General features: G+C 45.4%; 22 protein-coding genes. 12 read left to right on the top strand and 10 right to left on the bottom strand.

Annotation, left to right across the window (positions count from 1 at the left end):
• The first annotated feature begins 14 nt into the window (after positions 1-14).
• The gene (locus PN462_RS07705) at positions 15-707 is read left to right on the top strand and encodes a Uma2 family endonuclease (RefSeq protein ID WP_272127478.1); all 693 of its coding nucleotides are present in this window, start codon (positions 15-17) and stop codon (positions 705-707) included.
• Positions 708-801: 94 nt separating this feature from the next.
• Positions 802-2,139 (top strand): O-antigen ligase family protein, encoded by a 1,338-nt coding sequence (locus PN462_RS07710; protein WP_272127479.1) that lies wholly within the window; start codon positions 802-804, stop codon positions 2,137-2,139.
• Positions 2,140-2,162: 23 nt separating this feature from the next.
• On the opposite strand, the gene PN462_RS07715 is transcribed toward PN462_RS07710, so the two are convergent.
• Positions 2,163-2,663, bottom strand: a complete 501-nt coding sequence (locus PN462_RS07715; protein WP_272127480.1) for a DUF427 domain-containing protein — start codon at positions 2,661-2,663, stop codon at positions 2,163-2,165.
• Between the two features lie 347 nt (positions 2,664-3,010).
• Between PN462_RS07715 and PN462_RS07720 the strand changes: the two genes are divergently transcribed.
• The 6 genes from PN462_RS07720 (at position 3,011) to PN462_RS07745 (ending at position 10,130) form a co-directional block, all read left to right on the top strand.
• A complete protein-coding gene (locus PN462_RS07720) occupies positions 3,011-4,255 on the top strand; it encodes a quaternary amine ABC transporter ATP-binding protein (protein WP_272127481.1) in 1,245 nt (414 codons plus the stop codon).
• Positions 4,256-4,346: 91 nt separating this feature from the next.
• Positions 4,347-5,276: an ABC transporter permease gene (locus PN462_RS07725; RefSeq protein WP_272127482.1), complete on the top strand. Its 930-nt coding sequence runs from the start codon at positions 4,347-4,349 to the stop codon at positions 5,274-5,276.
• Between the two features lie 123 nt (positions 5,277-5,399).
• The gene (gene proX / locus PN462_RS07730) at positions 5,400-6,485 is read left to right on the top strand and encodes a glycine betaine/L-proline ABC transporter substrate-binding protein ProX (protein ID WP_272127483.1); all 1,086 of its coding nucleotides are present in this window, start codon (positions 5,400-5,402) and stop codon (positions 6,483-6,485) included.
• A 334-nt stretch (positions 6,486-6,819) separates the two neighbouring features.
• Positions 6,820-7,941 carry an ATP-binding protein gene (locus tag PN462_RS07735; RefSeq protein ID WP_272127484.1) on the top strand — a complete coding sequence of 374 codons (1,122 nt, stop codon included), beginning with the start codon at positions 6,820-6,822 and terminating at the stop codon, positions 7,939-7,941.
• A gap of 12 nt (positions 7,942-7,953) precedes the next feature.
• Positions 7,954-9,528, top strand: a complete 1,575-nt coding sequence (locus PN462_RS07740) for an NAD(P)/FAD-dependent oxidoreductase (RefSeq protein ID WP_272127485.1) — start codon at positions 7,954-7,956, stop codon at positions 9,526-9,528.
• 8 nt (positions 9,529-9,536) lie between these two features.
• Positions 9,537-10,130 carry a Uma2 family endonuclease gene (locus PN462_RS07745; RefSeq protein ID WP_272127487.1) on the top strand — a complete coding sequence of 198 codons (594 nt, stop codon included), beginning with the start codon at positions 9,537-9,539 and terminating at the stop codon, positions 10,128-10,130.
• Positions 10,131-10,298: 168 nt separating this feature from the next.
• Here the strand turns inward: PN462_RS07745 and PN462_RS07750 are convergent, their stop codons facing one another.
• The 4 genes from PN462_RS07750 to PN462_RS07765 all read right to left on the bottom strand — a co-directional run bounded on the left by PN462_RS07750 (position 10,299) and on the right by PN462_RS07765 (position 13,766).
• On the bottom strand, positions 10,299-10,874 hold the full coding sequence (locus tag PN462_RS07750) for a Uma2 family endonuclease (RefSeq protein WP_272127488.1): 576 nt from the start codon (positions 10,872-10,874) through the stop codon (positions 10,299-10,301).
• A 193-nt stretch (positions 10,875-11,067) separates the two neighbouring features.
• On the bottom strand, positions 11,068-11,604 hold the full coding sequence (locus PN462_RS07755; protein ID WP_272127489.1) for a DUF1499 domain-containing protein: 537 nt from the start codon (positions 11,602-11,604) through the stop codon (positions 11,068-11,070).
• Positions 11,597-12,451 (bottom strand): hypothetical protein, encoded by an 855-nt coding sequence (locus PN462_RS07760; protein ID WP_272127490.1) that lies wholly within the window; start codon positions 12,449-12,451, stop codon positions 11,597-11,599. The genes PN462_RS07755 and PN462_RS07760 overlap by 8 nt, the downstream gene beginning before the upstream one ends.
• A gap of 115 nt (positions 12,452-12,566) precedes the next feature.
• Positions 12,567-13,766 (bottom strand): glycosyltransferase family 4 protein, encoded by a 1,200-nt coding sequence (locus PN462_RS07765; RefSeq protein ID WP_272127491.1) that lies wholly within the window; start codon positions 13,764-13,766, stop codon positions 12,567-12,569.
• 35 nt (positions 13,767-13,801) lie between these two features.
• Between PN462_RS07765 and PN462_RS07770 the strand changes: the two genes are divergently transcribed.
• From PN462_RS07770 to glyQ, 3 genes are all read left to right on the top strand, one after another.
• A complete protein-coding gene (locus PN462_RS07770) occupies positions 13,802-14,788 on the top strand; it encodes a glycosyltransferase family 2 protein (protein ID WP_272127493.1) in 987 nt (328 codons plus the stop codon).
• A gap of 119 nt (positions 14,789-14,907) precedes the next feature.
• The gene (gene bchM, locus PN462_RS07775) at positions 14,908-15,594 is read left to right on the top strand and encodes a magnesium protoporphyrin IX methyltransferase (protein WP_272127494.1); all 687 of its coding nucleotides are present in this window, start codon (positions 14,908-14,910) and stop codon (positions 15,592-15,594) included.
• 200 nt (positions 15,595-15,794) lie between these two features.
• On the top strand, positions 15,795-16,688 hold the full coding sequence (gene glyQ / locus PN462_RS07780) for a glycine--tRNA ligase subunit alpha (RefSeq protein ID WP_272127496.1): 894 nt from the start codon (positions 15,795-15,797) through the stop codon (positions 16,686-16,688).
• A 64-nt stretch (positions 16,689-16,752) separates the two neighbouring features.
• Here the strand turns inward: glyQ and PN462_RS07785 are convergent, their stop codons facing one another.
• From PN462_RS07785 to PN462_RS07805, 5 genes are all read right to left on the bottom strand, one after another.
• Positions 16,753-17,418 carry a TIGR04282 family arsenosugar biosynthesis glycosyltransferase gene (locus PN462_RS07785; RefSeq protein WP_272127497.1) on the bottom strand — a complete coding sequence of 222 codons (666 nt, stop codon included), beginning with the start codon at positions 17,416-17,418 and terminating at the stop codon, positions 16,753-16,755.
• Positions 17,419-17,424: 6 nt separating this feature from the next.
• Positions 17,425-18,933, bottom strand: a complete 1,509-nt coding sequence (locus PN462_RS07790) for a sensor histidine kinase (protein ID WP_272127498.1) — start codon at positions 18,931-18,933, stop codon at positions 17,425-17,427.
• Between the two features lie 44 nt (positions 18,934-18,977).
• Positions 18,978-19,502, bottom strand: a complete 525-nt coding sequence (locus PN462_RS07795; protein WP_272127499.1) for a Rab family GTPase — start codon at positions 19,500-19,502, stop codon at positions 18,978-18,980.
• 9 nt (positions 19,503-19,511) lie between these two features.
• On the bottom strand, positions 19,512-21,734 hold the full coding sequence (locus PN462_RS07800) for an OmpA family protein (protein ID WP_272127500.1): 2,223 nt from the start codon (positions 21,732-21,734) through the stop codon (positions 19,512-19,514).
• A 125-nt stretch (positions 21,735-21,859) separates the two neighbouring features.
• A complete protein-coding gene (locus PN462_RS07805; RefSeq protein WP_272127501.1) occupies positions 21,860-22,573 on the bottom strand; it encodes a hypothetical protein in 714 nt (237 codons plus the stop codon).
• Between the two features lie 190 nt (positions 22,574-22,763).
• Here PN462_RS07805 and PN462_RS07810 point away from each other — a divergent pair, with 190 nt between their 5' ends.
• Positions 22,764-23,369, top strand: a complete 606-nt coding sequence (locus PN462_RS07810) for a thylakoid membrane photosystem I accumulation factor (protein ID WP_272127503.1) — start codon at positions 22,764-22,766, stop codon at positions 23,367-23,369.
• Positions 23,370-23,648 lie beyond the last annotated feature (279 nt).

Consider the following 23,648-nt stretch of genomic DNA (forward strand, 5'->3'; position numbering starts at 1 on the left):
CAATCCAAACGCCTATGACGTTATCACCCTCAAGCGATCGCAAAATTATTTATCCCGATAGTGATGGCCAACCAATGGCAGATAATACCCTACAATTTCGCTGGATTGTTCTCATCAAAGAAAATTTAGAGTTATTATTTGCTGACGATCCCCAAGTGTTTGTCGCGGGAGATTTACTCTGGTATCCCGTCGAAAGCCATCCCGAAATTCGCGTAGCCCCCGATGCTATGGTTATCTTTGGTCGGCCTAAAGGAGAACGGGGGTCATATCAACAATGGCAAGAAGATAATATTGCGCCCCACGTGGTCTTTGAGATTCTCTCCCCTGGCAACCGACTCAAGGAGATGACCAAAAAGCTACAATTTTATGACCATTATGGCGTAGAAGAGTATTATATTTACGATCCAGACCGAAATGATTTACACGGTTTACAGCGTTCCGAGGGGTCTTTAACAGTGATAGAAGAAATCAATCATTGGACTAGCCCCAGATTAGGCATTCGTTTTGTCCTAACGCCCGAAACATTAGAAATTTATCGCCCCGATGGACGGAAGTTTTTGAGCTTTTTGGAGTTAGAGCAACGGGCAGAGCAGGAATTCCAACGGGCAGAACGGGAAACACAACGGGCTGAACGGGAATATCAGAGAGCCGAACGCTTAGCGACTCAACTCAGAGCGTTAGGGATTGATCCGGATACAATTAACTAAAATATTTTTTTGTTCTCCTTAGCTCTACAAAATCTCCGACTTACTGTAATCTAGTGCTGTACTCATCAATCAACCAATAGTCTTATTAGCATTAATGCTCAAAAACAAAATACAACAACAAGTTCTAGATCGTTATAACTTTCTAGGTGTGGGAAATACTTTGTTAGCGATTGCCCCGTATCTTTGTTTAGCTTCTTATATTTGTTTTATTGTAGGAGATATATTTAAAGCGAATTTCAAAAAACTGACCCGACAGCAAATTATTTTAGCATCTTACTTTATCTTTCTTTCAATTATTCTTCTTGCGAGGACTAAATCGCCTTGGGGCTGGGGTTTACATTCCATTGATCACCCTTTCTTGTATCCCGTCACAGTAATTGATTATATTGTTTTTTTACTGTGTTTATATATTTTAATGCTTAAACCTTTTAGTAAAAAAGGTATCAAAAAAATAGCTTTATCATTATCTTTATCTACCTTTCCTCTCTTTGGTCTGGCGATAATGGAACGTTTTTTATTAAAAGCACAAGGATTTTCTTTTCTTTTTCCCCATGAACAATTACCCATTATAAAATTCTACATTATTGGAGGCTCTCCTAGCAGAACACAAGCAGGACTGGGAAATTCTAATATGTTGGGATACTATTGTGTTATTCTCATTATATTAAGTTTAGGACTAATACTATTTGAATTATTTGAACAATGGAAAAAAGATTATGTAACAATATCAAAATTTACAATTTTGCAAATCACTATACTAACCAGTTCTATTATTTTAGACTTAGTGATGATAAAATGGTCTGGTTCTAAAAATGCTGTTATCTGTTTAGTGATTATTTTAGGGATATTTGGTTTACTGATCGGATCAAAATTGTTTTTATTTTTAACAACACTACTGATCGCTCTAATTAGTGATGCAATCTTAAATTTGAGTCCGATGGGAACATTTTTCAATGATTTAATCTTTTCCAGTCGTCCTCTTCAAAATAATATTTCTCCACGAATTTGGATGTTTGGATGTGCCATTGATTTAATTAAAGAAAAACCTCTGAAAGGATGGGGGATTGGGATCATGGCGGTTGAATGTGAAGAGCGATTTAGATTTATGAATCATGCTCACAACATTTTTTTGCAATTGGCATCGGATTTAGGGATTCCTTTCACGATTCTATTTTGTGGTGTCATTATCTACATCATGTTTCAAGCTTTCCGCAATCTTCAAGTTAATTATCGTAATGACAACTCAAAATACCTTTTATTAGGCTTCTTTTTAGCGTTTTGTGCCATGATGTTGATGAGCTTGTTATCGCTTGTGATTATTCATTCGTACCGATTAATTATTATTAGTTGCTTTTGTTTAGCGATTCCCTATGCTGGACTGGAGGAGAAGTCACAAGAGAGTTCTCCTATTGAGGAGACTTCTCTCTCATGATCTACAAAGGTATAGAAGGTCTTCTACCACCCCCAAGTCCCTGTCCCTCCCTTAAACGGCCCCACAATCTTACTGGTGATCCAACCGCCGTAAAAATCACCCTCCTGTGCTTGGACTTGCTCCTCATCGACATAACACGCATCCATTAACGCAGGATACACCGCAATATAACCGTCAATGGGGTCGAAACGGGAATCTGAGGGGTTTTGGTAACACCAAGCGGCATTCGGTAACTCCTGCTCGCCAATGGCCACTGTGTAATACTGGGCGACTCCCTTCCACTCACAATAGGTGCGACGGGACGTAGGACGCAAATACTCCATTTTCACATCCTCCGGGGGAAGGTAATACACCGGGGGATGACTGGTTTCTAAGACTCGGTAGGTGTTCTCACTCTCCGCTAGTATCTCCCCGTTACAGACAATGCGAATCTTTTCTGAGGAGGGTTCTACCCTCGGAGGACGGGGGTAGTCCCAGACCGATTCTTGGCCGGGTTGCGGTTTAATGGGTTTGGGTCGAAACATAAGTTATGGCAGTAAACAGTAAACAGTAACCAGTAAGATCAGCCTTTAATGATGGGGGTTTCCAGCGCTGGCTTGGCTCAAAGGTATCCCTATAATCCTATAATCGCTCACCGCGATCGCAGTAACCATTCCATTATGAATGATCTCAGAAATGAAAAAACGGTAACAAAAATCACTTTATCTCCCCCCTAAGCTCCGTGCAACCCCCCTAGGACTAGCCTAAGAATTGAAAAAAAAATCTAATTCTTATACACTAGAACAGTTAATCCCTCTATATCGAAAAACCTTATCGCCAAACCTTATCGCACCGTTGTCTAAATTTTGTCTAACTTTCTAGTTAAAAAATCATGGCTGATTCTAACGCTAAAATCCGCATTGAAAATCTAGTTAAAATATACGGTAAAAATCCTTACCCTGCTTTAAAACTATTCCGAGAAGGAGGAACTAGGGATTCAATTTTAAAAGAAACCGGGAAAGTTTTAGGAATTGCTGATGTCTCTTTTTCTGTGAATCAAGGGGAACTGTTTGTGGTGATGGGACTCTCTGGGTCTGGGAAGTCCACCCTTGTTCGTTGTATTAATCGCCTCATTGCTCCTACCAGTGGCAATATTTATGTGGATGGGGAAGATGTAGCCCATGTGAGTAAAGAACGAATGCGGGACATTCGTCGCACTAAAATGGCCATGGTGTTTCAAAAGTTTGGACTGTTTCCCCATAAAAGTGTGTTGGAAAATGTGGCTTATGGGTTGAAAGTGCAAGGGATGGGACAAGCAGAGCGCGACAAAAAAGCCCAAGACACCCTAGAAGTGGTGGGGTTGGCCGAGTGGAGTAATTATTTGCCCTCCTCCCTCAGTGGGGGGATGCAGCAACGGGTGGGGTTAGCGCGGGCCCTGGCCACCGATGCGGAGATTCTGCTAATGGATGAAGCGTTTGGGGCATTGGACCCTCTCATTCGTCGGGGGATGCAGGATGAGTTGATGCGCTTACAAGCGGAGTTGCATAAAACCATTGTTTTTATTAGCCACGATATTCAGGAAGCTCTGAAAATTGGAGACCGTGTGGCCATTATGAAAGACGGCTACATTGTGCAAATTGGCACACCTGAAGAACTGATCACCCAACCCGCCGATGACTATATCCAAGCATTTACCCAAGATGTCAACCGAGCCCAAGTGCTAAAAACGGGTACAATTGTCCGGCAAACGGTTACAGTTATTTTAGGCGAGGACTCCGTAAATGCGGCCTTAGACCAAATGCAGCAACACGAACTGCGACAAATGTATGTCGTGAACCGCCAAGGCCGGCCCGTGGGGTTAGTGCGACGGAGTGACCTCGAACAAGCAGTTCAAGAAGGACAAAACGATATTTCCGCCGTGATGGAACGGGACTTCCCCCAAGTGAGTGGCTCAACCAGCTTAGAAGAAATTTTCCATCTCTACGAAAAACGCCGTTCTCTGGCCGTTATTGACCAAGAGGGTAAATTTAAAGGGGTGGTGGAACAGTCCGATGTCTTAGCTAGTATTGGGCGACTGACGGCGAAAAGTAAGGAAGAAACCGCCGCCGTCCAAGACTATGTGGCCGCCACGGTCTAACCCCCCCTTGACCTGCATTTAGGCGTAATTGAAGGAGATTATACAACTCGTGATAGATATTCTGACCCATTTCCCAAATCTATGGGGCGAATTGCCCGTTTTTCTAGACCCCTTCCAACTGTTCACCATTCCCCTGCAAGAGTGGATTGAGGGAATTGTGGATTTTATTGTGGATAACTTTCGCTTTATTTTCCAAGGGATTAGTGTTCCGGTTCGCTTTATCCTCAGTAGTATTGAATCCTTTTTTATCTGGGTGCCGCCCACCATTATGTTGATTGCCATTGGCTTGCTGGCGTGGCAAATTGCCGGGGGCGCGATCGCCATATACAGCCTCATCGCCATGACCCTCATTGGCTACTTTAACGCCTGGGAAGAAACCATGACCACCCTCTCCCTCGTCTTAACCGCCGTGGTCCTCTGTGCCATCATCGGCATTCCCTTGGGCATTGCTGCGGCCAGGAGCGATCGCTTTGAATCAACCATTCGTCCCATCCTCGACGCAATGCAAACCCTACCGGCCTTCGTCTATCTAGTTCCCGTTGTCATGCTCTTCGGGACAGGAGAAGTCCCTGGCGTAATCGTCACCTTTGTCTTTGCCGTCCCCCCTCTCATTCGCTTAACCAACATCGGCATTCGCCAAGTCTCCCAAGAAGTCGTCGAAGCCGCCCTCGCCTTTGGCTCAACCCCTAACCAAGTCCTCTGGGAAGCCCAAATCCCCCTCGCCATGCCCACAATTTTAGCCGGGGTCAACCAATCCATTATGCTCGCCCTCTCCATGGTAGTAATTGCCTCTATGATTGCCGTAGAAGGCTTAGGGCAAATGGTATTCCGGGGCATTGGTCGCCTTGACATTGGCCTGGCCTCCGTAGGAGGGATTAGTATTGTCCTCATGGCTGTTATGCTTGACCGTATCACCCAAGCCGTCGGCAAACCCACCCAAAACCTATCGTGGAAAGACCGCGGCCCGGTTCGACTCTTTCGGTCTTTGACCCAAAACCAAAAACCAGCCTCCTCCACTTAATTCAACTTAAATCCACTTAATCAACGCTCTAAACCCCTCTGGAGAGTTTGCCAGACGGATGAGCTTGCGATACAGTCATTAACCAATCATTAACCTATAATTAACTTAAAACTCAACTCAACAATGATCGGATTCAACACCAAAACCTTAACCCTAACCGCATTACTGGCAGGAACAATGCTCGGCCTAGGAGCTTGTCAACAACAAGGAACAACCCCTTCAGACACCGCAGGAGGGGATGACACTGAGGCCAGTACCGAATTGCCAGGAGAAGGGCAAACGGTTCAGAGTGCCCACAGTACCCTATTAGAAGAGAAATTCCAAACCCTGATTGTAGATACCGCCATGGAAGAATTAGGGTATGAAGTAGAAGACCCCCAAGAAATCGAATACGCCACCATGCACGTGGCCATTGCCAATAATGACATTCAATACAGTCCCGTCCATTGGGAAAAACTGCACTCAGACTTCTACGAAGAAAGTGGCGGCGACGAAGAATTAGAAAGGGTAGGACTGGTTGTACCTAACCTCCTCCAAGGATATCTCATCGACAAAGCCACCGCCGACGAATACGACATTACCACCTTGGATCAACTCCAAGACCCTGAAATCGCTGCCCTCTTTGACTCCGATGGCAACGGGCAAGCCAATTTAACAGGCTGTAATCCCGGTTGGGGGTGTGAGTTGGTCATTGAACACCATTTAGATGTTTATGACCTCTCAGAGACCGTAGAACACGACCAGGGACAGTATTCGGCGTTAGTTGCGGACACCATCACCCGCTATGAACAAGGCGAACCGATTCTTTATTACACTTGGACTCCGCTTTGGGTGTCCAATGTCTTAAAACCTGGGGAAGATGTGGTTTGGCTGGAAGTGCCTGAAACTAACTTACCGGAGGAACAAGGGGAAATGAGTGCAGAAGACACCACCTACGAAGGCAAAAACTTAGGTTTTGCGGTGGATCAAATGCGCGTGGTGGCCAATCAAGAGTTTATTGACGAAAATCCGGCAGCCGAACGGCTTTTTGAAGAAGTCCAGATTCCCCGTGAGGATATCAGCGCCCAAAACCAACTGATGCAGGATGGGGAAGACTCGGTAGAAGATATCGAGCGTCATGTTGAGGAATGGATTTCAGAAAACCAAGAGGAGTTTGATTCTTGGATTGAAGCGGCGAAAGAAGCGGCGGCTCAAGCTAGTGCTGAGTAGTTGTTAGTGGTTGTTGGTTGGTGGTTGTTCTTTGTGAACAAGGGAACGGGGAATAGGGAATAGGGAATAGGGAATAGGGAATAGGGAACAGGGAATAGTTGGTTCTTGTTCTCCCCCAGAGGGAGGAGAGAGATTAGAGGAGAGAGGATAGAGAAAAAATTACAGACTACTCACTTCTCACTTCTCACTTTTCTCTCCTCACTTCTTCCCCATCCTCCCCATCTCCCCCATCCTCCCCATCTCCCCATCTCCCGACTTCTAACTTCCCTACCCCTTTGCTCCCCTATTTGCGGTATGATCGAACCACCCCTGAGATTAACCCGTTCACGCTCTCATGGACATTCAATCCCATCAATTCATTGCCTTTTTTGAACCTGAACAGGCAACCCAACTCTGTACCTTAGCCAGCATTGAAACCTTTTCGGAAGGTCAGATCATTTTTCACGAGGGGGAAGTTCCTGATTTTCTCTACCTTGTGTTAGAGGGGTTGGTGCTATTCCGCAAGGAAACCGTTAATAATCATTATCAAATTGTGGCCCAAGCGCAACCCAATGATTTTTTTGGGGAGTTTGGGATTTTAGATGGACAACCGCGCAGCGCAGAAGCGGTGGTGAAGGATGGTGCGACGTTGGCCAAGATTCCTCGCAATGGCCTGATGGAGATTCTCAATGATACGGATAGTGGGGTGGTTCTCAAGTTGTTTCGCTATGTGATTCAACGGTTACGAGTGACTACGGAGCAGTATGTGAAGCAGGTGGCCCATAAGGAGAAAATGGTGCTGATGGGGGAAATGGTGAATACGATTATTCATGATCTGAAAAGTCCCCTCAGTAGTATTCATTTGTCCAGTGGGATGTTAAGTGAGTTGCATCAGGATGAGGAGTCGTTGGAATGGTGTGATCTGATTCAAACTCAAGCGACGCGCATGATGATGATGGCTGAGGAGTTGTTGGAGTTTTCCCGTGGGGGAGCAAGTTTGAGACGACAACCTCTGAATTTGTTTGAGTCTCTGAAACAGTTTCGCAAGTTGAATGATATTTATTTGCATCAAGAGAATATTGAGTTTACGTTAAGTTGTCCCCAAGGGGTTTATGTGTATGCGGATGAAAATAAGTTGATGCGGGTGTTTCAGAATTTAGTGGGAAATGCGGTGGAGTCTTTAAAGACCAAAATGCCTCAATCCTTGGGTAAGGTGCAATTTAGTGTGCAGGAAAAGTCCCATTGGGTGGAGATTACCATTCAGGATAATGGCCCGGGGATTCCGGAGTCTATTCGGGAGAATTTTTTTGAACCGTTTGTAACGTATGGGAAGGAACGGGGGACGGGGTTAGGAACTGCGATCGCAAAATCAATTATAGATGCTCACGAAGGCCGCATCTGGTTTGAAACCAGTCACGAACTTGGCACAACTTTTTTTATTGATCTCCCTGTCTTAAAACCCGAAAATAAGCGATAACCGGGAGTTTTTATGTCTCCGACGCAACCCAGTTTAACGACACAAATTTTAAGCCAAAAGGCCCCCCAGAGTTTACAAGGGTTACGCAAAGCAGACCAACAATGGACGGCTTTAAAAAATGGGCAATTCACTGCACAGAATCAGTCAATTGTCAAGAAAAGTTTAGAAAAAGTAACAGACTGGGACAGTCAGGTGGTCATCTGCGGGGGGACCTTGGGAATTTTACTGGCGACGGCCTTACAAAAACGGGGGATTTCGGTTATTTTGGTGGAACGGGGGACGCTACGGGGACGGGAGCAAGAGTGGAATATTTCTCGTCAAGAGTTAACCCGTTTTGTGGAATTAGGATTATTAACTGAAGCGGAGTTAGAAACTGTAATTACGTCGGAGTATAATCCCGCTAGGGTGGCGTTTCATGGAGGGTGCGAGGTTTGGGTGGAAGATGTTTTAAATACAGGGGTTTATCCGGTTACATTACTGGAAGTTTTAAAGCAAAATTTTCTTAATTTAGGGGGAAACGTTCTCGAAAATCATGCCTTTGTGGGGGCGACGGTTCACCCCAATGGGGTAACGGTAGAAACGACTGAAACGCCTATTAAGAGCCGCTTACTGGTGGATGCGATGGGGCATTTCTCTCCCTTGGTTCGGGAAGTGCGACAGGGAGAAAAACCGGAGGGGGTTTGTTTAGTGGTGGGGAGTTGTGCGGAGGGATATCCCCGCAATGAAACGGGGGATTTAATTGTGACGTTTACGCCCATTGAACACCAATGTCAGTATTTTTGGGAGGCGTTTCCGGCCAAGGATGGCCGCAGTACTTATTTATTTACTTATCTGGATGCTCATCCGGACCGTTTTAGTTTAGAGTTTTTCATGGATGAGTATTTTCGACTGTTACCAGAGTATCAACAGGTGGAGTTAGAGCAACTGCATTTCCACCGCTTTTTATTTGGTTTTTTTCCAGCTTATAAAAAGAGTCCGTTACAGTTTCCTTGGCCGCGGATTTTACCTGTGGGGGATAGTAGTGGGAGTCAATCTCCGGTGAGTTTTGGGGGGTTTGGTGCGATGGTGCGGCATTTACCCCGTTTAACTGAGGGTATCACGGAAGCTCTAGAGAGTGATTGTTTGGGGTCTCAGGGATTAAATTTATTACAACCCTATCAGCCGAATATTTCCACAACTTGGCTGTTTCAGCGCACGATGAGTGTAGGATTAGAGCAGGATATTGATCCTCAGCAAATTAATGAGTTGCTCAGTGGGGTGTTTCGGGTGATGGATGAGTTGGGGGATGAGGTGTTGCGGCCTTTTTTACAGGATGTGGTACAGTTTTCTGGACTCTCTAAAACGCTCCCTCTGGTGAATCCTAAGTTGGTTTTACCGATTATTCCCCAGGTGGGAATTCCTCTGTTAGCGGATTGGCTGAAACATTATGTCACTTTAGGATTGTATAGCAGTCTCTATCCGGTGGGGAGGGGGTTGGAGGGATGGATCAACCGTTTATCTCCGCAGCAGCAATATTATCTGCATCGTTGGCTCGATGCGTGGGAATATGGGTCTGGGAAGGATTATGATATGCCTAGGGAGGATTAGGATTGCCAATGGTACAACCGCAGGATCGTTCGCAAAATGAAGGTTTAAGTAACCCGCGATCGTTTACCCTTGACGATTTTTTGCACCTCCCACGGACTAAACCGGCTCAAGAATATATTAACGGACAGATTATTCAGAAACCAATGGCACAGGGAGACCATAGTATTATTCAGGGAGAGTTAACGACTGCGTTAAATGCAGTGTTAAAGCAGCAACGGATTGCACGGGCCTTTCCGGAGTTATGTTGTACGTTTGCGGGACGCAGGTTAGTGCCGGATGTGTCGGTTTATACTTGGGAGCGGATTCCTCGCAAGGAGAATGGGGAGGTTGCGCTAAATTTTGCGATCGCACCCGATTGGATCATTGAAATTCTCTCTCCAGAGCAAAGTTATACGAAGGTGACACAAAAAATCCTCTCTTGTTTCAAGGAGGAAACCCAGTTGGGGTGGTTAATTCATCCCCAAGAGAAATCGGTGTTTGTCTATTTCCCGGATGCTCCGGTGGGGGTGTTTGATACGTCGGAGGTGGTGTTACCTGTCCCCGGTTTTGCGCAAGATTTCCGCTTAACGGTGGGGAATTTGTTTCATTGGTTGGTGGAATAGATGGGGAAGATGGGGAAGGTGGGGAAGATGGGGAAGATGGGGGAGAGGGAGGTTTAAACTGTTCTAGGTTCAATGCTTCTCTATCTCCCCTATCTCCTCTATCCTCTCTATCTCCACTGTCAAGCAAGATTAACAAAATTTAATATTAGAAGCGTTTTGAGAGAACAACTATTCAAATTTAACTCGTTTATAGAGGTCTGAGAGTTTAATCTGAAGGTTCACAACATTTAATTCTGCAATGGCCTCCTCTCCTATTAATTCTGTTAATAACCATTGACGCTCCCCTACTCTACTGTACAGTTCAACTCGATAGGCAGTTTGATCAATTAATAAATATTCCTGTAACTGAGGAATGGAACGATAAAGCGTAAATTTTTGGCTTTTATCAAATCCTGCTGTTGAAGTAGATAAAACTTCGGCTATTAAACAGGGGTTAGTGACTGCAATTTGTTGAGCATTGGTGAATTCTGGTTCTCCTTGAATGACCATTACATCGGGGTAAACATAACTCTGGAATTCAGCAATCCATAACCGCATATCACTGACAAAAATTTCATAATTTTGCTCTCCTGTTTCTAAGGGGAGTGAACGACTTAAATTTAAGGTTAACCGATTATGATTGGCTGACGCTCCCGCCATTGTAATGATTGTCCCGTTAATGAATTCGCTTTTTTCAACGGCTTTTTCTTCTTGTTTAAGATAGTCTTCAACTGTGCTAGAGGATTGATGAATCAGAGCAACCATAGTTTGTTTTTGTAATGCTTGCTCTTATTATATCGTCTATTATATCGTCAATTTAATCATGCCTTGGGTTAAAACCCAAGGCTAAGAGCTTAAACCTCTTAAAAACGGGTTGAGAGACTCAGGATATCATTAAACATTATCAGGGTTGAAATAAGCTCACCAACGAAATTACTATGAATGGTTTAGGAACGGTTTAGGAACTTGTACGAGCCGTTAACTGTTCTCGTAAAGTTTCGATGCGTTCACGGTTTACCCCTAAATCCGATTCGCCTAAACGAGAGGCTGAACGGACTTCGATTTGGTTTTCATCGTCATTCCACCAGAATTCTACATCATCTACATATCCCATCCAACGACTGATAAATTCGGCATAAAGATAGGTGTCGGTTGCGGCTACAATATTAGTTCGCTCTTGGTTTTCAATGATTTGTTTTAACTGGTCTAAGGTTTCCTCTCCACTGCCTTGAACTTGAAGGGGTGCGATAGAATGGGTGGGATCATCACTCTGACTATTCACACAGTTAGGACTACTGGGACAAGGTGCAAGTTGCCCTGACTCGACCCCTAGGTTTTGCGGTGTAGTGCCTGATAAAATGGTATAATTGCCGGGGAAGGCAAGGCGACTGATCAGCCAGCCAATGGCAACAACAATAAAGGCAATGAGAAAAATACGACTGGCGGATAAGCGTTTTTTGCCCTGGGTTTTCTGTTCTGGATTGGGATTACTCATCAATGAATTGGCTTTTAGCACTCCTAAAATATTTTACATAAAACTCGGCAAAATAATTGACGGCTTTTTCAGCGTGGAATAATTCAAAGTTTTTCTCGGCGACGGTTTTGGATTGGGTTTTATGATATAAGACAACGGAGAGGGGAGAGTCTTGGAAATGGGTGGTATTGGCTCGCACCAGTAACATGAGAATATAATTGTTTTTTTGGTGTCGGAAATAAAGGGGGAAAACGACTTGATCGATTTGGGGATTCAGCCCATAGGCATTGAGTCCACTTTTTGTACAATATTCCCCATCGGGTTGTAGTTCGGCCTTGTGCGCTTTGGCAATAACGGGAATTTGTTTTGCTTCTAACCGCCGACCGATATCTAAGACTAATTTGGTATAATTTTCGAGGTTTTGGTGTTTATGAAGGGAGAGAACGGCGACGTTTTTCAGTTGTTCTTGATAAAGTGTGTGTAAGAATTGGTGGTCTTCGGTCAGTTGTTCAAATTCGTCTTGTTTCTTTTGAAGAACCTCGTTTTCTCCCTTCAGTTGTTGGTTGAGGTTTCGTAGGTGTAAGACTTTATTTTCTAAGAAACGGACTCTTTGTCGTAAGTGGGGAGCTTCGAGTTCGTCTAACCAGCGATCGCGCATTTCCTTCATCCGTTCCAGTCGTCGGGTGAGGGTGTTAATTTTCTGTTGCCATGGGGGACTCTCATCCTGTGCGGCCAAGGAACGGGTTTGAGAGAGTGTTGCTTGTAAAATCTTGATTTCCATCTCCAGATTTTGCAAACGCTGGGGAAGTTCCTTGTTATTGACCATATCAGGGTTTTGGGTCTGAGGGACATCGTGTGCAACAATCATAATGATTTAAAGGTCTTACTTGCTTTTCCTCTCACTCCTCTCTACAGGAAAGTTCTCCGTAATTTCCCATAAAACCTGAAAATTAAGTCCAGAAATTGGGGGGAGGGAGAGGAAGTTATCCCTGTAAAACCGCCTCATATCGCTTTCCTGCTTGTTCCCAAGTAAAGTGGGACTCAATCATCTGACGCGCATTGTGGGATAAATGGGCCCGGAGGTCAGAATTTTCTAACAAGCGGGAAATGGCGGTAATATACTCCTCGACGGTGTTGGCGCGTAGGGCAACGTCGGGGGAGGTGAGTCCTTCTAACCCGCGATCGCTGGCCACCACCGGAGTCCCTGCGGCCATCGCTTCCAGGGTTTTATTTTTAATGCCAAACCCCGTCCGCATGGGAACAACACAAACCGTTGCTTGGTGGAGATAGTCCACCATAGAGGGGACCTTCCCCGTTACCGTGACTCCTTCGATCTGGTCTAATTCTTGCACCTCCGGGACCGGTCTTGCACCCACCAAATCTAACGTGACATCGGGGTGAAAATTGCGGAGTTTCGGGAAGACTTGCAAGGTGAAAAAGCGCACCGAATCAATATTGGCCACATTATCCATGGCCCCAATAAAGACTAACTTTTGGCCACCGGGGTCTTGCGATCGCGCGGGAAACATCCCCAGATCAACCCCATTGGGAATCACCGTAATGGCCGCATCCGGACGGAGATCATGGAGAGAGTCTTGATCTTCGGGAGTCGTGGCCACCAAATGGGAAAACTTGCCACAATACTGCTGTTCGTAGCGTTTCAGGAGCGGGAGATTCAGGCGATCGCGCAAAGGTTTTTCTGCGGTTTGCGTCGCTAACTGCTGCTGACAAGTCGCATACACCGAACTATGAATATTGACCACCGTTCGCATCCGTTGTTTCCACTCCGGACGCACAAAAATCTCATTCACACTATGTTCACAAGTCATTACATCATAGGCCCCAGTGGCCACCGCATCATCAACCCATTGCTGCATCTGCGGGGAATAAACCGACAACACACTAGGGGGAATCCCCTCCCGCCAAAACGCCGTAAACCGCTTAATTTTGCCCAAAAACCCCCCAGTCGCTTGGGGAGGACTCAGACGAGGGAACACTTGTAACTCCTCCACCAACTCCCGCAACTCCTCAATTTCCCCCTCACTGACATCCGGGACTTTTTGCGTTATCACAGTAAGAGAATGGCGAGACCGCAAATACTCCAACAGGTTAAACGTCCTCACCTGCGTCCCCCCCCGCGTAGGAGGATAGGGAAAAGTCGCCGAAAGCATTAAAATTTTCATAGATAGCGTTTATATCGTTTTAATCCTAATTTACCGTGCCAAAAGTTAGTGTTTGTATTCCCACCTATAACCGTCAAGACTTACTCCCCTTGGCCATGGATAGCGTCATTTGCCAAACCTACCCCGACTGGGAGTTAATTATCTGTGACGACGGTTCAACGGATCAAACCCCCGACATCCTGGCCCAGTATAAGGATGACCGCATTCGTTATATTCGTCACCCCCAGAATATCGGCAAAAGTAATAATATGCGATCGGGGTTTGATGCCGCAACTGGAGATTACTTTATCAAGTTTGACGATGATGACCGTTTAACCCCAGAATTCCTCGCCAAAACCGTCGCCATTTTAGAGAATAATCCCCAAGTAGATTTTGTGGGGACAGACCATTGGTTAATTAACATTTATAACGAACGGGACAAAGAAGCCACAACCCTCAATTCTCGCTACTGGGGACGAGAAAACCGTCCTGAAGGAATTATCGACAACTTATTAGAAGTCGTCTTCGTTAAACAGGTTTTTCAAATTGGTGCAACCTTATTTCGTCGTCAAGCCTTAATTGACATTAATTATATGCGGCCAAACCTACAAAACTGCGAAGATAATGACCTCTTAGTTCGCTTGGCCTTAGACCAGAAAACCGGGTATTATTTACCCGAATATCTCATGGAATATCGCGTCCACGGAGGTCAAGAAGGGAACGACAGAGCCATTCGTTATTTAGAAGATAAAGCCAGTTATTTAGACTATTTTAACTTTGATTCAGAAAAACTGGAAAACATCCGTAAATCCCGATTAGGTGCAGTCCAACTCAACCTAGGATTACGTTTCATTGAAACCGGACAAGACGAAAAAGGCCGCCATTACTTAAACGCAGCACAAAATACCATTGGGACAACGAAAAAAAGCCAATTGGGATTAATTTTATCGTATCTTCCCTTAAAATTACGTCAATGGCTATTTAAAACCGCGAGAAACATCCAGTCTCCCGACTATTCCCAACAAATGAGGCAAGCAAAATAGCGGCAACAATAGTATATCACTGGTCAGTGGACTTCCCCAGGGACAGAAATCTTGCGAACCTAACACCCAGAAACTGTTACAGTATCTAGTGGTGATTCCTCTATTCATAAACCGATACAATGCAAGCCATAGACGATAAAACCATTGTCAGAGACTACTTTAATGCCACCGGGTTCGACCGTTGGCGGAATATTTACGGAGATGGTGAAGTTAACAAAGTCCAACGGGATATCCGGGTAGGCCACCAACAAACCATTGATAAAGTCATGGGGTGGTTAGAGGCCGACGGAAACTTGGCCCAGTTATCCATCTGTGATGCAGGGTGTGGAGTGGGGAGTTTAAGTCTTCCTCTGGCCAAAGCAGGGGCCACCGTCTATGCGTCGGATATCTCAGAAAAGATGGTAGAGGAGGCCAAACAACAGGCCGAACAAACCCTAGACGATACCAGTCATCTCACCTTTGACGTGAAAGACTTAGAGGAGTTGACGGGAGAGTATCATACAGTGATCTGTCTGGATGTGTTAATTCACTATCCCGATGAGGAGATGGAGAAAATGATCTCCCATTTAGCCAGTTTAGCCAACTCCCGCATCATTCTCAGTTTTGCCCCGAAAACCCCCTGTTACACTTTACTCAAGAAGGTTGGGGAGTTTTTCCCCGGACCGAGTAAAACCACTCGTGCTTATTTACACAAAGAATCCGAGGTGCGGGAAATTTTAGAGAAAAATGGGTTTACATTGCAACGGGATGAAATGACGAAAACGCGCTTTTATTTCTCTCGTTTACTTGAAGCAACCCGCAGTTAAGGGGAGAGAGGGTTCATAGCAGACAGTCACCGTTAAGTACAGTTAAGTACAGTTAAGTAGTTAAGTTAAGTCACCCGGTTGCTCAGGGTCTGAGGTCGGGTGACTTAATCTAATTGCAGAGTCTCTAATCTTGCCCAGTTTTCGCCTATCCCTCGAAAGGTAATAATAGAGGGGGAAACCTTATTTGAATTTAGATTATCGTGTCCATTAGCTTTCAAGAGATTGTTGCACAACTGAACGACTTCTGGGGAAAACGGGGGTGTTTAATCGCGCAACCCTACGATACGGAGAAGGGTGCAGGAACAATGAGTCATCATACATTCCTTCGCGCGATCGGGCCAGAACCTTGGTCTGTGGCCTATATTGAACCCTGTCGTCGTCCCACAGATGGCCGGTATGGGGAAAATCCCAACCGTTATCAACATTATTATCAGTACCAAGTCCTGATTAAACCCTCTCCAGACAATATTCAGGAGATTTATCTAGACTCCCTGAAAGCGTTGGGGATACACCCAGAAGACCACGATATTCGCTTTGTAGAGGATAACTGGGAGTCTCCTACCCTCGGTGCGTGGGGTGTAGGTTGGGAAGTCTGGTTAGATGGGATGGAGATCACCCAATTTACCTATTTTCAGCAATGTGGGGGGATTGATTGTCGTCCGGTGTCTATTGAGATTACCTATGGACTGGAACGACTGGCCATGTATTTGCAAGATGTGGAGGCCATTGCCAAAATTCAGTGGAATGAGCAGTTAAATTACGGGGATATCTATTTACAAGCAGAAATTGAGCAATGTAGTTACAATTTTGAGGCTTCTGACCCGGATTTACTGTTTAATTTGTTTACTTTGTACGAACAGGAAGCAACCCAGTTAATTGAACGGGGGTTAGTTTTCCCTAGTCATGATTATGTGTTGAAATGCTCCCACACCTTTAATTTACTGGATGCACGGGGGGTCATTTCGGTGACGGAACGCACCCGGTATATCGGGAGAATTCGCAATTTAGCGCGACAGGTGGCCCATCTCTATCTCCAACAACGGGAAAATTTGGGATATCCGTTGTTGAGGGGGGAGGTGAGAGTTGAGAGTTGAGAGTTGAGAGATGGGGGAGATGGGGGAGTTGGGGGAGTTGGGGGAGTATTAACACTATTTTTGCTTAATTTCTTGCCGATGCTTCCTTTGCTTTTGTCTCCCAGAGGGGTAAGTCTTCGGGGTAGTCGATGTCATTTAAGACGGGGAGGGTTGCGTAATCGCAACCTTCCGTTTTAGCTTTCTCTAAGGTAGTCGCAAATACGGTAGATGTCCCCCACGCAACCCCGGTAAATAACCCCGGAATCATGCGACGTAACCCAATTAAATAATATCCCCCGTCCTCTGCTTCTCCTAGGACGAGATCAACGGTTTTTAATTGCTCAAAGGCTTGATTGAGGAGGTCTGCGCTAAGATCAGGGCAGTCTATCCCCATAATAACTACTCGTTCTATCCCTTGTGCAAAGGCTTGAGCAAAGGCGGTCTCTAATTTTTGGCCTAAATCTCCTTCTGTCTGGGGAGTATAACACCAATTTGCCCCCAACCAATCCTCCATTAATCCTTTATTCCCCCCCGCAAATTGGATTTCTACTTGGAGAGAGGGTTGAGTAAGCAACGGTGTTACCTGTCGCAAACTATGTTCCGTCATCTCCTGTTGTAACTGTGCTGCACCGTCTTTCCCCAATGCGGGAATTAACCGGGTTTTTGTTTTCCCTGCTTCGGGATAACGGGTAAAGATAATTAGTTTGGTTGTTGGTTGTTGGTTGGTTGTTGTTTGTTGTTTGTGGTTCATCACCCATTACCCATTACCCATTCCATTATTAATCGGTAAAAGTACCTCAAAACAAGTCCCGACTCCCACCTCACTGGACACTTTAATCTCTCCCTGATGTAAGTCCACCGCACGTTTTACAATAGATAAACCTAACCCCGTACCTGAAATTTCTCCCACATTTTTGGACCGGTGGAAACATTCAAATAAACGTTCCTGATCTTCTACGGGAATTCCTATTCCGTGATCTTGTACCGTAAATTGAACCAACTCCCCTTCTTGACTCACTTTTAAGTCAATTTCTCCTTGCTCTGGCGAATATTTTATGGCATTAGACAATAAATTTGTCAAGATATGTCTTAATAATTTATCATCGAGGTTGATGGGTTGAAGCTCATTTAAAAATTGTAACTTAATGTGATACTTGTCTCCGGCAATTAATTGCACTTCCTCTACCAACTCTCGACAAAAATAAGATAAATCTAATTTAACTGGATTAAACTCTAATTTTCCCGCTTCTGCACGGCCAATGACCAAGACATCTTCTAATAAATTGGTCATGTGTTCGGTACAGTGTTTAATCCGTTTTAAATGCTTGTCTCGCTTTTCTGGAGTCCATTGATTCGCAAAATTTTCTAGTAATTCAACGGACATGGAAATACTAGATAATGGATTGCGAAATTCATGGGAAGTCATGGATATAAAGCGGGATTTTAGCTCATTTAACTCTTTTTCCTTGGCTAATGCTTTATTCATTTCTGCTTCTGCGGCTTTTTTCTGGGTAATATCTCGACCTAAATAGACAAATACGGGTTGTCGAGAGTTGGCAATTTGAATTAAAGAATAGGAAAATTCAATGATTAAAGATTCTCCGTTTTTGGTGTGACAAGATAATTCAATATTTTGGAATCCTTGCTGATACTGGGAAAGGTCAATGTTTGGGGAATAAAGAGAGAATAAAAATTCTTGATCTTGAATAATTTTACCAATAAATTGCTCTAATAATTCGGCTTCTGAATATTTAAATAATTGTTGGGTGGTTTGATTGATGGTTTTTATTGTTCCAGATGGGGTTGTTACGAGTAACGCATCTCCCATGGAGGTGAGAATTTGTTTAATATAATTTTCAGATTTCGATAAATGACTTAATAATAATTCTACTTCATTGGCACGCTGGACTAAAGATTGACCAAGCTCCATTTCTTGGGTAACATCTGTGAATAAAATCAACAGATGTTGAGGATCAATTCGCTCAAAGGATAAATCAAAATAAATGGTTTTTTTATTTCCTAAAGTGCGCGTTACTCCTTTGAGTTCAAATTGTTCTCGTTTACCGCTTATAATATCCTGAACAATGCCATCAATTCCCACTAATTCGGGGAAAAATAAACTGGCATTATCTCCGGTTTTAAGGTTTTCCTGATCGTCGGTAAATTGTTGGATTTTTGCCGATTTTTTGACGACGGTTAACTGTTCATTCACTACTAGATATTCTAGGGAATTGGGAATAAAGATTTGGGAAAATTGCATCACCATGATTGCTTCCCCCTAGAAGCGGTTTTCCAGTTTAATTATATTAATTAATGATGCCAAATTTGATAGGCTAATTGTTCAAAGATGGGATCGACATTTTTTCCGGTTTTAGCGGAGGTAGAGAATGTTCCCACTAGAGCAGGATGAGAGAGTTGGAAGTGAGTTTGCAGATATGCCATTTCCTCACTATCGAGTAAATCTGCTTTATTAAATGCGACGGCCACGGCCCCTTGGGGGTTAATCTCTGTAAACTTGTGAATCTGCTCCTCTAGATGCTCTAGAGTCTCCTGACGAGTCACATCCCCTACGACTAAAACCCCATTGGCCCCCTGTAGGTAGGAGGGTGCGATCGCTTTAAATTTTGTTTGTCCTTCGATATCCCAGATCATTAACTTCATCTCTTGGGATTGCTGTTGAGCATCTTGTAACTCCAGCATCTTGCGAGAAATTTTCACTCCGACGGTTGAGAGATAGCGATCGCTAAATTGTCGCTCCACAAAACGACGGATCAAACTGGTTTTCCCCACTCCAAAATCACCCACCATACAAATTTTCTTAGAAATAACCGCCATTACAATACTTTACTCGTCAGTTCCTTGTATTACCTCAAACCGCACCACACGACTTAACCAAAACGGACTCTCCGCAGGAATCGTAGGGGGAGATTGCGTCATCCCCTCCCCTTGCAGACGATCGCGGGAAATACCTTCTTGCTCGATCGCCCGTTGTACTGCTTGCGCACGACGCACGGCTAAGTTCTCATTGTACTCCTCTTCCCCACTGCGATCCGTGTGTCCGATCACCTGTAAACCCACTTGGGGATTTTCCTGCAAAAATTCCACTAGGGGTAAAATCTTATTCTCTCGCTCTTGGGCCGCAATATCGGCGGAATTCGTATCAAAATAAATCCGGGCCTCGGTAGGAAACTCCTGATTATTCAGGGTAAATAACACCGACTGCACCCCCGGAATTTGTTCAAACCCTTGGGCAATTTGCCGAGCGAGGGGTTGAGCCATTACCTTCCCCTCTACAATAACCCGATTTTCCCTTGGTTCGTAGTTAGCCGTAATCTCCACCCCTGTCATCTCATTAAACACCTGCTGCAACCGTTCCATTTCTGCAAGAATCGCTCCCCGATTGGGGGGAACTTGCACCGCCAACAGTTGGTTATTAAACTCCAGGGTAGGATGGGTCTCTTGGGCAATCTCTGCTGCTTGTTCCTTTAACTGAGCATTGGGCACTTTTCCCGTTAATTCTAGCTTTCCCCCCTGCACCTCCGCTTGAAAATCATAGACGGCCAATTCCGGGGTTTGCTCCAATGCGGCCAACACCTCCTCCTCTTGACGGTGGGCCACCTGCTGACGATGCCACACCATGCCCACAGGGAGTAAAATGAGCAAGGAGACCACTCCCCCCAAGACGAATAACCCTGTGGGGAAATGGGGACGTTTTTGGGGGACTGTAACCGGATGCTCTAATAACTCCCGTAATAACTCCTCAATGGCCGGGGGGAGGGTGCTGGGGTCCCCCTGATAGTCTTGGATGACCCGATCATCGTTATAGTTTAGCGTAATGGCGCTGAGGGTATCTTCTAGTTGGTCATAGAAACGGGTGGGGGGGTCTCCCTGAGTCACGGCGGCAATATAACAATAACCGGCCACCTCCATGACAATTTGGAAGTTTTCGTAGTCAATTTCCGTTAATTCCGAGGTATTTTCCGGTTGGATGGTGCATTCACTGGCGAAACTACGCATGGCCGTGAGCATCCCGGCCAGCATATCCCCTTCTAGGGCCGAATTCCCCGACTGTTGTACCTCGGCCATGACGAGGCCGGAATTTTTATGAATGAGAAACACCGCTTGCACCGTGAAGGGGAGCGACTCTTGGAGGATTAATTCGGCTTCGGATACCCCTTGCCATTGGGATTTTAACTTGCGATAAATCCCTTGCAAACTAAAGGCACTCTCCACTTGTTGATTAATGCGGGTGACGGTTTCCCCCATATATTTAGAAATAGTATGGCCAATGACGGGATAGAGGGCATCCACCATGGCATCCTTTTCTAAGCGCACCTGCTCGCTAATGGCCCGGCCCATGGCGGGGCCTAATGCTTGGCCCACTTCTTGGGGAGCGTTGCCCGTTTGCTGGGAGAGGGCTAGGGTGAGGGCTTCGGCCAGGGCCCGACTCATGGCGATTTTATCCTGTTTTGTGCCTTGCGCGATCGCAACATCCATAATCTGCCCCAACATTTCCCCCACCGCTTGGGGAGACTGGCGAATTTTATGTTGGAGCAACATTAAAAACATCGGTTCTAGCACTTGGGCCAACCGTTGGGGGTTGTGGAGTTCAGCTTCGAGGTGGTGCAGTTTGTCGGCCACCTCTTGACTAACGGTAGTGGCATCCGCATCCAGTAAATCTAGAAGTAATTCCCGCAACTTTTCCCCCGTTTCTGGGCTTTCTGAGCGAGGGGCAGAGCCTTGGGGGGGAATTGTCGTTTTAGGGGGCGGAGGGGGCTTACTGGGACGCTCTGCCCCCTTGGAGGATTTCGAGGAGGTGGTCTGCCCTGGCTTTTTCGGGGGAGGAGGTGGCGGTAGAGGACGACGGGGGGGCGACGGGTTAGCGGCGTTTTCTTGGGGGGGAGGAGACGGTGGGGGGGACTCCTCCACAATATTTAGATCATCTAACAGATCGACTAAGCCCTCAAGGGAGTCAAGACCTTGAGGGCTAGACGGGGTAGGGTTAGACTGCACCTCCGCTTGGGACAGATCAGGACGAGGTACAGAATTTTGAGAAGAAATGGGCATAATTGCCATCCGTTGAACCAATCCGTTGGCAGATGTAATTAGCGAAAACTCCGGAATCTAGACGAACCCAGGACGGTGAGTTGGTCTGGGTGAAAATCCGTTTACTCATCACCCTGATGTTCGGCCTACTCTTTCATTATGCCGGATGCTGAATTGGATTCTGGGGAGTCGGAGTCATCCTCCTCGTCTTGGTTTTCCTCTTCATTGTCTGGCAGTAAGAATTCGGCCTGTAGGCGACTTTCCATGGCTTCCCGGAGATCAGGGACAAATTCGGTTCCCTTGACCTTAATACAGAGTTCAAAGAGAACTTCCGCGAGATCAGCCCGAGAGACCTTACTTTCCCTGAGATTGCTAAAACACTTCTCAAGTTCCTCAAAGATTCTAGTTTTTAGGGTTTGGGTCTCGGTTTGAAAGGTTTCTTGGGTTTCGGTGAGTTCCTCCCGCAATGCGTGGGTTTTGTTGTTGAGGTTTTTATTAAATGTGTCGAGGGTGGTGGAGTATTTTTGCTGGAATTGTTCTATGCGTTGCCAGAGTTTGGTGTTTTCCTCGTGGGTGGTGAGGCTGAGGTATTTGAGTTTTTTCTCTAATGCGTCGGCCATGCCTTGTACTTCCCCGTTGAGGGAGCGTTCTAGGGTGGTGAGGGAATGTTCCATGGCATCGAGGCGATCGCGCACTTCCTGCTGAAGTTGCTCGAAGTTAGTCCCCAAGGTTTCTAACTCGTTTTCGGCCTCCTCAAAGCGTTCTTCATAGGTTCGGAGTTGAGTCCCGAAAAGAATTTCCCGGATTTGCTCAACGTTGCCTAGACGTTCGCGCATTTCTTTGCGGTTCAGTTCAGCCATAATTTTGCTTATCTCCTGGTGTCGGTAGCCATGCGGTCAACTAAGCGCAGTTCTGCGTTTGATGTTAATAGGTTATCTTACATTGAGTTTGCTTTTGGAGACCCAGGTGCATCTAGAGACTGATCTCTGAGGGGGTGGGGGGAAACTCTCCTGTAAGATAGGACAGGTTGGTGTTTACAGTCCCAATATTATGAAGGTTTTGCCATTGCTACAAATCCACAGTCTTTCTCGTTTCTTTTCTCACCTCTGGCCGAGAATCCGACAGGGAGTTTTAATACTCTTGGTCAGTTTACTCTGTTTTACCGGATTAGCGGCGGATGCGTCAGCCGGAATCAACGATGACCGCTATGATGGCAATATTTTCGTGTTATACGCCGGAAATGGGTCATTAGTCCCGGCCAGTGTGACTTTAAAACAGACTTTAAAGCAAGGTCGGCCTACGGTGTTGGTGTTTTACATTGACGATAGCAGCGATTGTAAACAGTTTGCTACGGTAGTGTCTAGGGTGCAGGAGTTTTATGGCCGGGCCGCGTCTATCATTCCGGTGGATGTGGATTCGATCCCTGTTAAGGACAGTTATGACCCCACCGAACCGGGGTATTATTACGAGGGAGTCGTCCCCCAGACTGTCATTTTCGACCAAGAGGGGAAAGTTCGCTACAACGGGAAAGGACAAGTCCCCTATGAAGCCCTAGATGATGTCCTCCGGGAAGTGTTTGATCTCTTACCTCGGTCTAAGTCTAAGCAATTAAAACGCCGTTCCTATAATGAATTTAATAGTGAATTAGAGGAATAGAAAAGCTGTTGTTTTAATGATTCAATCCGGTTAGGGGCGCAAGGTTTGCGCCCTTTTATACCAGGAATATTATGATCATCAAACATTAAATAGTATTAATGCGTTGGTAGGAAGCCCTAAGCGAGCTTATTGCAACCCTGACCAAAAATACTGGGTTTCAAGCCCCGTCATGCCAACGAAGTGGAGGACGGCTTTTTATTGCCATATTGAATTTAATCTGCTATAGTTTTGATACCAGCATACTTAGTGTTAAATGTTTGTCTTAGAGTACAAGGTTAA

Origin of the sequence: Spirulina sp. CS-785/01 (assembly GCF_028330525.1) — a bacterium.
Classification (GTDB): domain Bacteria; phylum Cyanobacteriota; class Cyanobacteriia; order Cyanobacteriales; family Spirulinaceae; genus JAQMSD01.

Coding starts and splice junctions, on each gene's coding strand:
- PN462_RS07805 (WP_272127501.1), bottom strand. CDS start 22,573: ATGGCTGAACTGAACCGCAAAGAAATGCGCGAACGTCTAGGCAACGTT.
- PN462_RS07785 (WP_272127497.1), bottom strand. CDS start 17,418: ATGAACCACAAACAACAAACAACAACCAACCAACAACCAACAACCAAA.
- proX (WP_272127483.1), top strand. CDS start 5,400: ATGATCGGATTCAACACCAAAACCTTAACCCTAACCGCATTACTGGCA.
- PN462_RS07790 (WP_272127498.1), bottom strand. CDS start 18,933: ATGGTGATGCAATTTTCCCAAATCTTTATTCCCAATTCCCTAGAATAT.
- PN462_RS07705 (WP_272127478.1), top strand. CDS start 15: ATGACGTTATCACCCTCAAGCGATCGCAAAATTATTTATCCCGATAGT.
- PN462_RS07750 (WP_272127488.1), bottom strand. CDS start 10,874: ATGGTTGCTCTGATTCATCAATCCTCTAGCACAGTTGAAGACTATCTT.
- PN462_RS07735 (WP_272127484.1), top strand. CDS start 6,820: ATGGACATTCAATCCCATCAATTCATTGCCTTTTTTGAACCTGAACAG.
- PN462_RS07755 (WP_272127489.1), bottom strand. CDS start 11,604: ATGAGTAATCCCAATCCAGAACAGAAAACCCAGGGCAAAAAACGCTTA.
- PN462_RS07740 (WP_272127485.1), top strand. CDS start 7,954: ATGTCTCCGACGCAACCCAGTTTAACGACACAAATTTTAAGCCAAAAG.
- PN462_RS07710 (WP_272127479.1), top strand. CDS start 802: ATGCTCAAAAACAAAATACAACAACAAGTTCTAGATCGTTATAACTTT.
- PN462_RS07715 (WP_272127480.1), bottom strand. CDS start 2,663: ATGTTTCGACCCAAACCCATTAAACCGCAACCCGGCCAAGAATCGGTC.
- PN462_RS07800 (WP_272127500.1), bottom strand. CDS start 21,734: ATGCCCATTTCTTCTCAAAATTCTGTACCTCGTCCTGATCTGTCCCAA.
- PN462_RS07720 (WP_272127481.1), top strand. CDS start 3,011: ATGGCTGATTCTAACGCTAAAATCCGCATTGAAAATCTAGTTAAAATA.
- PN462_RS07760 (WP_272127490.1), bottom strand. CDS start 12,451: ATGATTGTTGCACACGATGTCCCTCAGACCCAAAACCCTGATATGGTC.
- bchM (WP_272127494.1), top strand. CDS start 14,908: ATGCAAGCCATAGACGATAAAACCATTGTCAGAGACTACTTTAATGCC.
- PN462_RS07745 (WP_272127487.1), top strand. CDS start 9,537: ATGGTACAACCGCAGGATCGTTCGCAAAATGAAGGTTTAAGTAACCCG.
- PN462_RS07765 (WP_272127491.1), bottom strand. CDS start 13,766: ATGAAAATTTTAATGCTTTCGGCGACTTTTCCCTATCCTCCTACGCGG.
- PN462_RS07795 (WP_272127499.1), bottom strand. CDS start 19,502: ATGGCGGTTATTTCTAAGAAAATTTGTATGGTGGGTGATTTTGGAGTG.
- PN462_RS07810 (WP_272127503.1), top strand. CDS start 22,764: ATGAAGGTTTTGCCATTGCTACAAATCCACAGTCTTTCTCGTTTCTTT.